This window comes from Bradyrhizobium sp. RT6a (genome assembly GCF_040547675.1).
Lineage (GTDB): Bacteria > Pseudomonadota > Alphaproteobacteria > Rhizobiales > Xanthobacteraceae > Bradyrhizobium.
Map to the genome: position 1 here is coordinate 288,230 of NZ_JBEPQC010000005.1, position 13,493 is coordinate 301,722.

The 13,493-nt window shown below is 60.9% G+C and carries 10 protein-coding genes and 5 pseudogenes; 5 read left to right on the plus strand and 10 right to left on the minus strand.

Features of this window, described 5'->3' with window-relative positions; genetic code table 11:
* Positions 1–11: 11 nt before the first annotated feature.
* Both ABIC03_RS26800 and ABIC03_RS26805 read right to left on the minus strand, forming a co-directional pair.
* On the minus strand, positions 12–3,650 hold the full coding sequence (locus ABIC03_RS26800; protein ID WP_354062424.1) for a DEAD/DEAH box helicase: 3,639 nt from the start codon (positions 3,648–3,650) through the stop codon (positions 12–14).
* Between the two features lie 8 nt (positions 3,651–3,658).
* Complete coding sequence (locus ABIC03_RS26805; RefSeq protein ID WP_354062426.1) at positions 3,659–4,609, minus strand: aminotransferase; 951 nt, start codon at positions 4,607–4,609, stop codon at positions 3,659–3,661.
* A 288-nt stretch (positions 4,610–4,897) separates the two neighbouring features.
* Here ABIC03_RS26805 and ABIC03_RS26810 point away from each other — a divergent pair, with 288 nt between their 5' ends.
* Positions 4,898–5,080, plus strand: coding sequence for a hypothetical protein (locus ABIC03_RS26810; RefSeq protein ID WP_354062428.1), 183 nt, complete (start codon positions 4,898–4,900; stop codon positions 5,078–5,080).
* Positions 5,081–5,157: 77 nt separating this feature from the next.
* Positions 5,158–5,340 (plus strand): hypothetical protein, encoded by a 183-nt coding sequence (locus ABIC03_RS26815; RefSeq protein ID WP_354062430.1) that lies wholly within the window; start codon positions 5,158–5,160, stop codon positions 5,338–5,340.
* Positions 5,341–5,429: 89 nt separating this feature from the next.
* Here ABIC03_RS26815 and ABIC03_RS26820 read toward each other — a convergent pair whose 3' ends face one another.
* The 8 genes and pseudogenes from ABIC03_RS26820 to ABIC03_RS26855 form a co-directional block, all read right to left on the minus strand.
* Positions 5,430–5,948: a DUF1045 domain-containing protein gene (locus ABIC03_RS26820; RefSeq protein ID WP_354062432.1), complete on the minus strand. Its 519-nt coding sequence runs from the start codon at positions 5,946–5,948 to the stop codon at positions 5,430–5,432.
* A gap of 292 nt (positions 5,949–6,240) precedes the next feature.
* Positions 6,241–6,975, minus strand: coding sequence for a phosphonate C-P lyase system protein PhnL (gene phnL, locus ABIC03_RS26825; RefSeq protein WP_354062434.1), 735 nt, complete (start codon positions 6,973–6,975; stop codon positions 6,241–6,243).
* A 13-nt stretch (positions 6,976–6,988) separates the two neighbouring features.
* A pseudogene (phnK, locus tag ABIC03_RS26830) lies at positions 6,989–7,767 on the minus strand (phosphonate C-P lyase system protein PhnK).
* Positions 7,764–8,630 (minus strand): alpha-D-ribose 1-methylphosphonate 5-phosphate C-P-lyase PhnJ, encoded by an 867-nt coding sequence (locus ABIC03_RS26835; RefSeq protein WP_354062436.1) that lies wholly within the window; start codon positions 8,628–8,630, stop codon positions 7,764–7,766. The pseudogene phnK and the gene ABIC03_RS26835 overlap by 4 nt, the downstream one beginning before the upstream one ends.
* A complete protein-coding gene (locus ABIC03_RS26840) occupies positions 8,620–9,813 on the minus strand; it encodes a carbon-phosphorus lyase complex subunit (RefSeq protein WP_354062438.1) in 1,194 nt (397 codons plus the stop codon). Before ABIC03_RS26840 ends, ABIC03_RS26835 begins: the two co-directional genes overlap by 11 nt.
* A pseudogene (phnH, locus tag ABIC03_RS26845) lies at positions 9,810–10,405 on the minus strand (phosphonate C-P lyase system protein PhnH). The gene ABIC03_RS26840 and the pseudogene phnH overlap by 4 nt, the downstream one beginning before the upstream one ends.
* Positions 10,395–10,867 (minus strand): annotated as a pseudogene (gene phnG / locus ABIC03_RS26850) (phosphonate C-P lyase system protein PhnG). Before phnG ends, phnH begins: the two co-directional pseudogenes overlap by 11 nt.
* Positions 10,868–10,882: 15 nt before the next feature.
* On the minus strand, positions 10,883–11,266 hold the full coding sequence (locus ABIC03_RS26855; protein WP_354062440.1) for an amidohydrolase family protein: 384 nt from the start codon (positions 11,264–11,266) through the stop codon (positions 10,883–10,885).
* Positions 11,267–11,445: 179 nt separating this feature from the next.
* On the opposite strand from ABIC03_RS26855, the pseudogene ABIC03_RS26860 reads away from it, so the two are divergent.
* From ABIC03_RS26860 to ABIC03_RS26870, 3 genes and pseudogenes are all read left to right on the plus strand, one after another.
* A pseudogene (locus tag ABIC03_RS26860) lies at positions 11,446–11,859 on the plus strand (extracellular solute-binding protein); the annotation flags it as partial.
* 46 nt (positions 11,860–11,905) lie between these two features.
* Positions 11,906–12,260, plus strand: a pseudogene (locus ABIC03_RS26865) (ATP-binding cassette domain-containing protein); the annotation flags it as partial.
* Between the two features lie 21 nt (positions 12,261–12,281).
* Positions 12,282–13,478, plus strand: a complete 1,197-nt coding sequence (locus ABIC03_RS26870) for an acyl-CoA dehydrogenase family protein (RefSeq protein ID WP_354062442.1) — start codon at positions 12,282–12,284, stop codon at positions 13,476–13,478.
* The last annotated feature ends 15 nt before the right edge of the window (positions 13,479–13,493 follow it).

The window sequence follows — 13,493 nt, forward strand, 5'->3', positions numbered from 1 at the left end:
GTCTTAACGCACTATTGAGCGCCCGCCCGAAAAGTTCTGTTCACGGAAGCCCCGCTCCGCGTCGCGCGAAGCTCGTAATCGCTTCGAACCGCACTACTGTCATACGTGCCGGCGGCGTCCTTCGACCTTGCCAGCTCAAATCCGGCCGGGTCAAGCCAACTGACATGCGCATCACACGGAACGGGCATCACAGTGTATCGGTGCCTGGCGCCGTTGGTTCCGGTCAATTCGACGGGCACGGGAGCAACCGTTGTAGCGGTGCGCTCACGCCTGGGCAGGCTGTTCTGCCATTCGAGAAAGAGCTGCGGATCGATGTAGTCGTCGGGCTCGATATCTACGTGGTTTGCCTGCAACCAGGTTTCGAACTCTCCACGACGTTCGGCAGCGCGCTCTCGTGTGTGAGCTAGCCCCTGTGCGAGCGCATAGGCAACGAACGGATCGTGGGTACCCCACCGCAACAGTTCGCGAGCCCAAAAACCGAACCACGGGAGACCCGTGGTTGCGCGCCACTCCGCAAGCGACGGGACCGCGTAGGGATCGCCCGCGCCAGCCGACCAAGCTTGTGCGACGACCGCTCCCATGGCGACACCCAATTTGAATTCGAGGTTCTCGGCGACAAAGCGTTGCCAACTCCGAAGCTGATCCGCATCAGGTCCATGGGTGCCGGGTGCTTGCATCCACCACGCCAACACACCTTGCCAATTTACAAGAAGCGCCTGGTCACCGACTGTGGCGCGTACACGAAAGCCAAACCCGCGATCATTAGCGAGAAGCCCTCCGATTTGTTCGAATACGCGCAGCCGCGTGTTGGGATCATCAACGCCGTAATTTTGAGCTGCCGCCATCAAATCCCGGATTTGGGGAGCAACAGCCTCGAAACGACGGCCAATGAGCGGCGAGAAGCCATATTGATAAAGGCGTCGACGTTCGTCCGCGTCCGGGTAGACGGCCTCCACCACCGCGCGGCCGCGCCGAATAAATGCCTGTTCCATCCATTCCTCCTGGGCTGCAGCAACTGCGGTAAACGTTCGCCGCCATAGTTCAACGAGCTGGGCCTCGGCCTCCGCGCCGGTCATGTCTGCTTCGTCTGCACGTGCGACCTCCTCGATCGCCGCGAGCAACACGCCGTCAAGCTCATCAAGACAGTCTGCAAGGCGAGCGCGCAGTCCGGTCGCCCCCTCACCGGCATCTGGACTGATATTCGGCGGAAGGGCCTGATCGAGCCAGTCCAGAAATCGATTAGGCGGCAGCCCAAGAACATTGATTGCACGATCGCGGATTGCGGTCAGCAGCATCGCCAACGGACTCTCGACCGCATCAGAATCGCGTTCCTCGATCAGCAACGCCGTTCGAAGTCGTTCATAGTCTGCGACGAGATCACGACGTTGCCTGCGCTGAACGTCTGCGAAGCTGTCTGCTGTCGTGGAGATCGTGGTTGGGATCGCCACAAGCGTCATGCCCTCGATCCCTCGGGCTGCGCCGGGCCGTCCAGCCCGGCCTGCGAGATTTCGGAACTCGGCGGTGGAAAGTGGAGTGACTATCTGTTGCTCGTTCTCTGCGTCCCAGGAACGCCGCTTAAGTGATGTAAGAAAAATTAGGTCGAACGGAAGGTTCACTCCTTCTGTCAGTGTCGCGGTTGCGACCGTTATTGGGCAAATTCTCCGCTCGATCATTTCGGTCATCAGACGCCGAAGCCGCTGCGGCATTTGGCCGTGGCTCGTCGCAATCCCCCGATCAAGGAGTGCGAGCTCAAAGGAATCGACGCCGCAATAGTCAATACAGGCAGCCCGTGCTTCGTCGTACCGCACGCGCAGCTCCCCTTCGGGCGCCGCGAAGCCAGGCGCTGCCGCCCAAGTCGGCAGTTCGAGAGCTTCCTTGAACCAGCGCATCGTCTGCTCTGGTTCCTGTGCGACGGAGATAAGAATGCGTTGATCTTCCTCGACCAGATGGAGAGCCGTCCAAAGCACGGTTAGACTGTTGAAGCGATTGAGGCTGTTCCGCATGCCCGCCGGCAATTGCGGCATCTGCGCGATTTGAAGCCGGAGATACACGGGCTGCTCCTCGCCACGCAAATACAGCGGTCGCCCGTTCATGATATCGAGAAGAATGCGGCACGGGCGGTTCGGTCTGGTTTCAAAAACGCCGATAACCTGTCGGGTGCTTCGATAGCGCACTCCTACGGCCTCAGCGTCGAGTCTCCCCTCGACCCAACGAGCTACAGGTAGGGACGCACCTCCCGCCACCGCAGTGAGCGCGATTCGCACGACGTCTGGTCGCCTTGCGAGAACGCGCGATATGAAGCTCTCCAGCCGGAGCGAGCGATTGCTGTGCTCCGAAAAACTGATCCTGGTGTTCTCGCCACCTTCAGGAACCACTTGGTGTGCTTCGTCAATGACCACAAGCCGCAAGCGGCCGAGCAAAAGGGGACCAAGGTAGCGCATCAGCGCATCCGCCTTCTCCACTGTGACGATCAGCACGGTCGGTTGTTCGCCGCTTAGCCAATAATCCGTGACGCCCCAGTCCGCGCCGCCATAGAGCCCGGTGACGATCATCTCATCGCCGAGTTCAACGCGAAGCTTAGCCTCCACTTCACCGGCTAGGGCACGCGAGGGCACGAGATACATTGCCAGGGGCGCAACGTCCTCGTGCCCCCGTAAGAGTAACTCTTTGACCAATGCCATATTGGCGACAAGCGTTTTGCCAGATCCGGTTGGCGTGCAAAGAGCAAAGGAGCTGTCCCTCATCAGGCGCTCCAGACCCTGCAATTGCGAGGTCCAGAGAATGCCACGCCCTCGGCTGAATTGTCCCCGAGCATAGGCCAGGAGCTTCGAACGTCGTTCGGGATTCAGGTCCGACAGCGCAGTGAGCGGATGATAGATGCTCGCGCTTCTGAAGCCATCCGCCACCTGTTTCAGCAGTCCCACAAGGAGCGAAGCGTCGTCGCTGAACACACGCGCAGCCATTCCATCGAGGGCGCTGAGCTTCTCCATCGCACGTCCGCTGCGCTCATTATCTCCGCGTCGGAGACTGTCAGCCAAAAGCCCGAGGCAGCGCACAAGCTCGACGGTGAAAAGCCAAGCCACTCGATCATCATCGTCGAACGCATCGAGGTCGGGCCTAGCCAACTTTTCGGAGGCGTCCGGACTCGTCAGATCGCGATGCAACGCCCAAAACGCGGCCGTTCGCGCCAGGACGCTGTCAAAATCCGCGCGCAAGAAGGCAGCGTACAGAGCCACGCCATCGTTCTCGGCGTCAACCTGCCCCAAGAGACCTGACGCCATCGCAGGGAGCCCGCCAAGTTGGTAGGCGGCGGCGGCAAGTATTTCGATCGGAACAACGGCGCGGATGCTGTCCGCTGCTCGCGTCAGCCACTCAAGGATTTCGCCCGTGCGGCGATAGCAGGCGATGGCCCCTGGCGACGCCGGCCCTTCGACTTGCCGAAATATATGTGCTGCATGAAGAAGACGCCTCGCGTCTCGTAGCTGACTGGCAGACTCCTGTTCCGTCCATTGAATCGTACGCACCCGCCATGTCGCCTGCAGACAGCGGACATACGCCCTAGCCTGCGGGCGCGAGAGTTCGTTCTCCACGGCCAGTTGGCGGCGGAGGTTGTTGGCCAGGTCGATCCGGTCAGCATCGAATTCTGGCATGGTTCAACCTAGGTCCAGAGCGAGGAATACAAGCCATCGATCAGCAGTTCACCATCCCTCAGGATGAGCTCAACGACCTGCAGGTCATGGGCAGCGCTGTATTCGTTCGGCAGTTTCTCCCAGCCGATCAGCACGTCTCCAGCCTCCCTTCGTCGCGCGCCGTTGCCCGCGATCAGGATGAGGTTGGTGCGTGGCAGCGGCCTTGGATGATCGAGGATCAACGCCTCATCGAGCGACAAGATCGCCGCCGCATGGCCATCCGGATCCCGCTGCTCCAAAAGCCTCTGCAATTGGCGCAACCCGTGCGGCACTGAGGTGTCTCGATTTAGTTCAAACCAGACACCTTTTCCCGAACGGGTGCGCTCTCCAGTGTCCGGGTCCCTGGTCAGCTCACCCAGCATCAGCTCATTGAAGACACTATCGGTAAGCTGGCGGCGCCATTTGGCCTCTCCCGCAATAAACCTCGATACCCGACCGCCGTCATCCAGAACGACACCGATAAAGTCGCTGCCGAATCGGCCGAACACTTCGCGTCGCCGGCGCTCGTCTCGAGCGAGCGAAAATAAATGGGCCTCGACATCAGCGTGATACCGAAACAGGAAGATCGGCACACGCCAAGGGTGGCCGCCGACGAACGAATCGCGAAAAGCCTCGGTGAGCATCCCCGCCATCACCTCGCCGAAAAGGCCCCGAAGCGCCTTCGGGGGGAGGCAGTTCGGATAGCAAGCCTCCTCGCCAGGAGAACCGGCATCCGGGTGAAGGTCGATCCCTATTTGAGCGTGGAAGTAGTCCCGCGCGTCCATGTGAGCCGACTCGAAGTACGGCCTCAGTCGAGCGATAAGGTCGTTGTCGGTGTCGGACTTCTGCTCGAGCAGAAGGTGGCCGTAAGGTCCCCGCACGCTGTCATACGATTCGAGCCATTCGTCGAGCACCTGGTTCGGCGGCGGACAAGTATGCATTGTTGATGGACGCCTCAACTCAAAATTGTTGTCCGCAGGGAATATACCTCGGCATCCTCCGGTGAAACTAGGCAGTTCGCGGCCTGATTTGACCAGTGACCTCGCTTCCAACGGTCGAAAGCTGGCCTACAAAATCGGCGAAAAATGCTGGATTAGGTTTGCCCCATTCCAATTCGGAAAAAGTGATCAAATAGTAACCTGGCACCGCATCCCGGTTAGGATATCGCCGTCGATACGGCAAGCATTTTTTCTGCTCTACGCCACAGCCTTACGCCGATTGAATACCTGTTGAACTACCCCAGTTCCTGCCTCTTCTATTCATCATCGTCGCCTCGTGTGACGACCGCAGGTCCGCAGCGCATCGATGAACCGCTCACCGGAAAGGTTCAGAGAGCCAGCATTGTCTATGTGCAGCACGTCTATGGGCTCGACCGGATTCAGGTCACTTCGCGCGAGCCGCTGCTTGAATGATGATTCGCTCTCTCGCCCGCGTCCCTTAAGGCGCTCGGACAAGACTTCAAGTGTGCGGTGACATTGACGAGGCATAATTGCGGATAGCGCTGACGAGCGAGGGGCGCGACCGCCCGCGAGCCGTTCGCGACGACGACTATACCGCGATCGAGACGGTCTTCGACTGTCGCAGGAATCCCGTAGAAAAGCCCGTGCGCGTGCCAATGCAGCGCGAACTTGCCGGCGCTGGCTCGGCGTTGGAACTCTTCTATGTCGACTGATTCGTGAGACTCGCCGACGGAACGAGGCCTGGTGATGATCCGGCGAACGAACTGAAAGCATTGGACTCAAATTCTAAACGCGTGCGGGCCTAGTCGATCAGGTGTCCTTGCCGGCCCCACTGGGACCAACGACGAGAACCATGTTCCCGCGAGCGGAGGTCATGGTCTCGTACCGCCTCCTTGAGGAGGCTGCGGCTCCTCAAGGCAAATTGCGACCGGACGACAAAGTCCGCGCCGGAATGTATCTGAACAAAGAGGGAAAGAGCATCGATTCTGTAGTCTTCGGAGAGCAAGGTCCCGAAGACCGTATCCAGCTCCCGCCGCACTACAGGTTGATTGTCGGCGGGAACGCGATCGGTCAGGGGCATGTGGAAGTGGAAGTGATCGAAAACGTACGGGTAGCCCCATCGCACAAGATGAGTGGTCTCGATCTCGTCGAGCGGACCGCACAAACGTCGTTGAAACTCGCCCTGGCTCAGCGGCGCTCGAAAACAGTCGAACTCTTCGACTATACACGAGGCAAGGCCCTGCAAAGTGGGAGTCGGATTCACAGGAACCAGCGCAAAGAAGCCCGCCAGCAGATCGATTTTCAGAGAACCGATCGGCATGAAGGCCAAGCTGTTACGAACGTGCGGAGCGCCCGCTCCAATTCCTCGACGGAATACCCCTCCTTCAGCCGGAACGGCGCCTTGGGTGTCGCGTGGAAGCCGGAGCGGCGGGGTGCAGTGGTAAGAGCACCGCGAATTTGGTTCGTAGTAGCGGCGTCGAGTCCAGCCGACGCCACGGTCGAGCATCCCGCAAAGGCGTCGCGCCCTAGCCACGTTGTCGCCGCTACCGTCAGCGGGTGTTCCGGAGCTGGCGTGTAGTAGATCGCGTAGCAGGGCGAGGACGGTTCGGGCATTATACGATAGGTTCCGCTGCTGTCATATTGCGCCGAGACTTACGAACGGACGACTGGCCCACTTTGAACAGGCGGTCGGCCACAGCCTCGCGCACTTCCTCATCATGAAAAATGCCGACAATGGCGGCCCCACGCGCCTTAGCCTCGTTGATCAGCTCGACTACGCTCTGGCGGTTGACGGCGTCGAGCGAGGCCGTCGGCTCATCGAGAAGCAGGACCGGGTAGTTGACCATGAAGCCTCGCGCGATGTTGACGCGTTGCTGTTCGCCCCCCGAGAATGTGGCGGGCGCCAGCGACCAGAGTCGTTTGGGGATGTTGAGGCGCGCAAGTAGCGCCTTCGCCTTGGCATGTGGTTCATCTGCTGGAATACCGATGGCGATCGCCGGCTCGGTGACGATGTCGATGGTGGCGACGCGGGGGATGACGCGTAGGAATTGGCTGACATAGCCGATCATGCGACGTCGCACCTCGACCACTTCCCATGGCTCGGCGCTGACGAGGTCGATAGATTCGTCTCCGTGTTGCACGACGACGTGCCCGGCGTCCGGCTTGTAATTGGCATACAGCGAGCGCAGCAACGTCGACTTGCCCGCCCCGGAGGGGCCGTGTAGGCAGACGCACTCCCCCGCGCGGACCTCGAGTGAGATGTCGTCGAAGACGGCGATCTCTGCGCCGCCCTGAGTATGAAGCGTGAAGGTCTTGGAAAGGCCGCCGACGCTGATGAGGATGGTCATGACCGGCCTTTCCTTAGACCTGCAGGATGGAGGAGACGAGCAGCTGCGTATATGGGTGGTGAGGATCATCGAGCACTTGGTCGGTGAGCCCCTGCTCGATTACTCGACCGCACTGCATCACCATCAACCGATCGGCGAGCAGACGCGCAACGCCGATATCGTGGGTGACGACAACGACGGCAATGCCAAGTTCGCGGACAAGGCTGCGCAGCAGGTCGAGGAGCTTTGCGTGGACGGAGACATCGAGGCCACCGGTCGGCTCGTCCATCAGCACGAGGCGAAGGTGGGTAGCGAGTCCGCGGGCGATCTGCAGCCGCTGCTGCAGCCGCCGGAGAAGATTTCGGGCAGGTCGTCGATGCGCCGACTCTCGATATCGACCTTCTCAAGCCATTCCAGTGCCGTCGCGCGTAAGGAGCCGTAGTGGCGGCCGCCGGCGGCCATCAGAGGCGCGGCGATATTGCCGCCGGCGCTGATATCAAGTCGCAATCCGTCGCGCGGGTTCTGGTGAATGAGTGAAATCGTCGTCGGCAGGAATTGCTCGCGCGAGGCTTCGTCCATTGCCCAGAGATCGACGACGTGGTCATCGGAGGCGATCAGTACTTTGCCATCATCCGGCTCGATGCGGCCCGCAAGACAGCGGAGCAGCGTCGACTTGCCCGAGCCGCTCTCTCCGACAATGCCGAGAACCTCGCCCTGACGCAGCGAGAACGATATCGCGCTGCAAGCGGGAACGCGCCCAAAGGTTTTGGACAGGTGCTTCACCCGAAGAATTTCCCTCACCCTCGGTTTCATGATGCGATCCTTTCGTCGCGCCGCTCGGCGCAATAGGCGGTGTCCGAGCAAACAAAGGCCCGGGTGCCGCGATCATCGAGGAGGATCTCGTCGAGATAGCTGTCCTGCGCGCCGCAAAGTGAGCAGCACGCCTCGAAGTGTTGCACTGTGAAAGGATGGTGGACGAAATCGAGACTTTTGACATCGGTGAAAGGTGGGATGGCATGGATACGCCGCTCCCGGCCCGCGCCGAAGAGGGCCAGCGCGCGGCTGCGGTGAAGCTTCGGATTGTCGAATTTCGGGATCGGCGACGGCGAGGCGAGATAACGTCCATTCACCATAACCGGATAATCAGCCGACATCGCAACGTGGCCAAGCCGAGAAATATCTTCATACAGCCGGACATACATAATGCCGTAGCGGCCGAAAGCGTGGATTTTCCGCGCGACCGCCTCATGCGGAATGAATCGCCGCAAAGCTTCGGGCTGCGGCACCTGGAAGACGATGATCTGGTCCTCAGTGAGCGGCCGCTCAGGAATGCGATGACGCGTCTGAATCACCGTTGCTTCCCCCGTACGCTCGGTCGTAGCAACATCGGCGACATGGGCGAAGAAGCGGCGAATCGAGACGGCGTTGGTGGTGTCGTCCGCGCCTTGATCAATTACCTTTAGCACATCGTCCCGGCCAAGAATGCTCGCGGTAACCTGGAGTCCGCCAGTGCCCCACCCCGGAGGAAGCGGCATTTCACGGCTGCCGAACGGCACTTGGTAGCCCGGCACGGCCACCGCCTTCAGGATCGCACGCCGAATCATTCGTTTCGTCATCTCGTCGAGATAAGCAAAACTGTAGACGCCGCTGTCGTCGAATGTGAAGTCAGTCTCCACTGAGAGCCTCCGTGATCATATCTGGCCCGGGAGTGGGTTTTAGACTGGGGTTTGCATGTCGTTCCGCATAGTCCGCGCGCATCTGGCCGAGCAGCTGCATCTCGGCTTGGAAATCGACGTAGTGGGGCAGCTTTAGGTGCTGCACCAACCCGGATGCCGCCACGCTATCGCAATGAGACAGGACAAATTCGTCGTCTTGTCCCGGGTAAGTAGCCGTCTCACCGAGTTCGGCGGACCGCAGCGACCTGTCGAGGATGGCCATCGAGAGCGCTTTGCGTTCACTATTGCCAAAGACGAGGCCGTAACCGCGCGTGTAACGAGGTGGCAGCGCACCGTCGCTGGTAGTCAGATGCACGGTTTGACATTCGGTAAGGCAGATCGTCCCAATGCCAACAGGTATGTTGAGCTCAGGGATGGTCAGGACAACCCCGACGTCACCGCAGCGTAGTTCGGCAACGAACGGATGGTTACGCCCATAGCCGCGCATCGTCGAATAGCAGAGGCCCATCAGGAAACCCTCATCCCCGCGGGCCAAGCTCTGCAGCCGCTGGTCCCGTGTGGAGGGAAACACCACTGGATCGCGGGTGATGTCGGCAACCTTCGACTGTCCGTCAGGCCGGGCGTCCTCGACGATATCGGCCAGCGCGAGGAGGCCGCAATCTTTTGTCAAAGCATGAGCCACAGAATCGGGCCCCGGCTCTGCAGCGTCATCTTCGGCTTCCTTTTCATACCGACTTTCGCTGTCGCCGGCGAGATCGGTAAGATCGTCGCTGCTTGCTCGCAAAAGAGCGATATCAAGGATCCGGTGGGTATAGTCATAGGTCGGCCCGAGGAGTTGGCCGCCCGGCACGTCCTTGTGTGTTGTCGCGATGCGTCGGCGTACCACCATCGCCGCGGGGTCGACCGGTTCGGCGTAGCCGAACCGGGTGAGCGTGGTCCGGAAAGCGCGCAACAGGTAGATCGCCTCGGTGAGGTCGCCCTCGGACTGCTTGATCGCCAGCGCCGCCAAGTCCGGGTCGTAGAGCGAACCCTCGCTCATCACTCGGTCGACGGCGAGCGACAATTGCTCGCGGATCTGGTCGACGCCGAGGTCGGCAATCGTCGGATTGCCACGGCGCCGCTTGGCGAGGAGACGCTGCGAAGCAGCGATGGCGGCTTCGCCACCCTTGATCGAGGTGATCATGGTTCCTCGGCTTTGGTGGAGCGCGGGAGGCCGACAACGGCGAGGTTGTCGGTGAGGAAGATATCGACGCCGAGCGGATAGCGAGCGGCATTCTCGCGCCAGGACGGCCAAAACCAGTCCGGCAGGCCACGAGGCGCGAAGCTGGTCGTCGTCTCGATTCCGGGCCCGGAAAGACGGACGACAGGCCCGCCGGCGAGCGAAGGCACTTGGAGCAGAAGCGTCGTCGACCGGTCAGGATAGGTGGCCACACCCGGATGGAAGCTGCCGAATCCCGGCATCCGGCCAACATCGCCGATCAGCGCGCAGGTCGCGGCTCTTGGATCACTGACTTGCGGCGCGTTTGTATGGAAATGGAGATAGCGCCGCACCGAATCCCTCGACAGCGCCGGTCGAGCCAGATCGAACAGTCGGGATCGATGAGCGTCAGCGCGATAGCGGCGAGCGGCCCGCTCATCGGCTGAGGCGGCTGGGCGGGGCTGGGAAACGAAACCGGTGTGCCGGGCCGCGACAGCGCTCTCAGGAGTCGGCGGAAAGCTGACTGCGCATCGTGAACAGGATCGCGGAATGCAGGCGGGATCAGATCAGCCGTCATTCGCCATGTCTCCCTGCCCCAGCATGAAGAAATCGACCTTGCTCCGTTGGGCCTCGCGTCGAATCGCCCGCTCTGCTTGGCGCACGCAGCGATCAATCGCGGCAATGATCGGGCCGATCGCGCCCGCCCCGGTCGCTTCGTCGCGCTGCATCAGTCCGTCGAACACGGCGGCGAGGGCCGCGTGGCGCTTGTTGCGACCGAGCACGTAGGCAATGCCAAGCTCGCCAGTCTCGATCTGGAGCGTACAGCGCGTCACAGTCGCCTCGCCGAGATTGAAAACAGTGCCGGTGCGCCCGACGCCCCGCGCAGCATCGCTGCGCCATATTCGGGACGCCGTATCCACTGGAATTTTGGCCGAGCGATCGCCGCCCAGTGCCGGTCCAGTTCTGCAACTGGTGCTTTGGCAAGTAAGGTCATCCAGTTTTGGCGGCTATATTGATGGTGCGTCACTGAGATATTCATGTGTCTCTGATCAGCTCACAGTGCCTGACGTCCGGCCGTCCAGACCCCTCGGACGACAGGACCGGCTCGGTCAGCTACGCGGATGAGGTCGGCGCGCTTGCCCACAGCGATCTCGCCGCGGTCGAGAAGGCCGAAGGTTTCCGCCGGCTGCTTGCTTCCGAGTGCAACGGCCTCAGGAAGCGTTAGCCCCCCGGGTTGGCTCGCCAAGTACCAAATGCCGCGCAGAATGCTGGCTGGGATGTAATCTGAGCAGATGATGTCAATGAGGCCGTCCCGCGCGAGCTCCCGCACCGAGACGTTCCCAATATGTGACCGCCCGGCGACGAGGTTCGGTCCCCCAACGATGATCGTCATGCCCGCGGTGCGGGCTGGCTTTCGCCGCTTCCTCGGCGCCGGCATGATCCGTCACGCTTCAAGGCAGGTTTGTCATGATGAAAACGATGTCTTCGGTGATATCGGCCATCGCTGGCGCCCTCATCGGGGTGACCGCAGCCCATGCCGATCCGGTCACACTGCGGGTGGGCTACGCCTTTCCGGCGCGCGACGGCCTCTTCCGTCAGCCGATTATCGAGCGGTTCATGCAACAGAACCCCGACATACGAATCGTGACGGAAGCCAACGCCGCCGACTGTCCGGCCCTGTTGCAGCAACTACTGAGGGCGGCGGTCACCGGGGATCTGCCAGATGTCGTCGCCTCGCTCTGCTATCCGGATATGCCGGTCCTCGCCGAGCGAGGGCTGCTCGTACCACTCGACAGATTTCTTGCCGCTGACCCGTTATGGGCCGCGGCGGGTGTGAAGCCAGAGGCGCTCGCCGCGACGCAATGGAAAGGCAAGACAATCGCCCTTCCGGAATCCGTATCGACGAGCATCATTTACTACAACATAGGCGTCATTCGTAAGGTGCGTCCGAGTCTTTCAAACTTGGATCTTTCTTGGGACGATATCCTGTCGCTCGCCGACAACATCCACACGTCGATCCCTGCACTTGTTCCGATTTTCTTTGAATATTATCCCGACAGTTACAATTGGTCGTTCCACGCGCAGTGGCGAGCAGCAGATGACCGCAATCGGCCGCGCCCTGATGTCACGACCGCGCCTCCTGGTGCTCGACGAGCCGTCGATGGGGCTAGCGCCACTGGTGGTCCAGGGCTTTTTCCGGGCGCTGAAGCAACTCAACCGCGAGCAGAATCTCTCGATCCTGGTTGCGGAACAGAATTCGAGGGTCGCGCTTCGTTTTTCCGATCATGCCGTCGTCCTTGAGAACGGCCGCAGCGTGCTGTCCGTCTGACGCGTTACGCAACCACGACGATATCAAGGCGCTTTACCTCGGCGGCTCGCCGCAAAGTGACGTCGACGAGAAGCCGCTTATCCATGCCGTAGCTGGACTTTAATCGACACAGGAGAGACTGACCATGGTAACCCCCAATCTGGTGCGCAAGATCGATGAAGACGTCTATTCCCGACTGGATGCCGCGATCGATGCGACCGTCAGGGTCAACGCCGATCGCAACGATCCGGACAGCCGCTTTCCGAGAGAGAATCTGAAGGCGTTGGCGCAAGCCGGCTGGACCGGTGTTTTAAATGAAACACGGTTTGGCGGCCTTGGCCTTGCTCATGTCGATTTCGCGGAAGCCGCTTACCGTATTGGACAGGCTGATGCATCGACCGGCCTCATCTACGTCATGCATGTCGGCGCGGCCCAGACGATCAATCTGTTTGGCAACGATGACCAGAAGGAGCGCTGGCTCAAGGCGAATAACGGAGGTCTGCTTGGCACATATTCGACCAGCGAGCGCGCCACCGGGGGACACTGGTGGTATAACCTCTCCGAAGCATCACGCGATGGCGACAACTATCTGCTCAACGCCGAGAAATCGTTCACGACAAGCTCCGGTCAGGCCGATTTCTATGTGGTGCAGACCCGCACCCCTGGCGCCAAAGACCAGGCCGACATCATCTTCTTCATTGTCGACGGCAAGTCTGAAGGTATCGAATCCAAGCCCTGGGATGCCCTCGGCGTGCGCGCCAATCACTCGGGTCCGATCCGCTACAGCAACGTGCGGGTGCCGCAGCGGGATCGGCTCGGCGCAGAAGGGCAGGGAAAGGAGATCATCTACGACGGCGTATCGCCGGTCTATCTGATCGGACTCGGCGCTGTCTGGGAAGGCGTGGCCCGCGGCGCCTTGAATGCGGCGGTCAAGCACGCCACGAGTTTCGTGCACAAGGATCGGAACAAGAGTCTATCCGACTATCAGGCAATCCGGCAGGAGCTCGGCGCGGCTAAGGTCCTGGTCGAAACGTTACGGCCGTGGCGGCTCGAATTGGCAGCAAAGCTCGACGAGCTCTGGCGAGCCGGCAAGCCGCAGAGTGAAATCCTGATCCCACTGACCGAGTTCAAGGTTCACGCCGCCGAGGTCGCAAACAAGGTCGCAGCAGCGGCACTGACCGTGACGGGAGGCTACGGCTATCATCGCGGGCCGATCGAGCGTTCCTTCCGCGACGCGCGCGCAGCCATCGCAATGGGGCCGTCAAATGTGATTGCTCGGGACTGGATTGGCAAATCGCTGGTCGGCCTGCCGCTCGAGCTGTTCTACGAGGGGGGAGAGTAGTCTGAATCCGCCGGC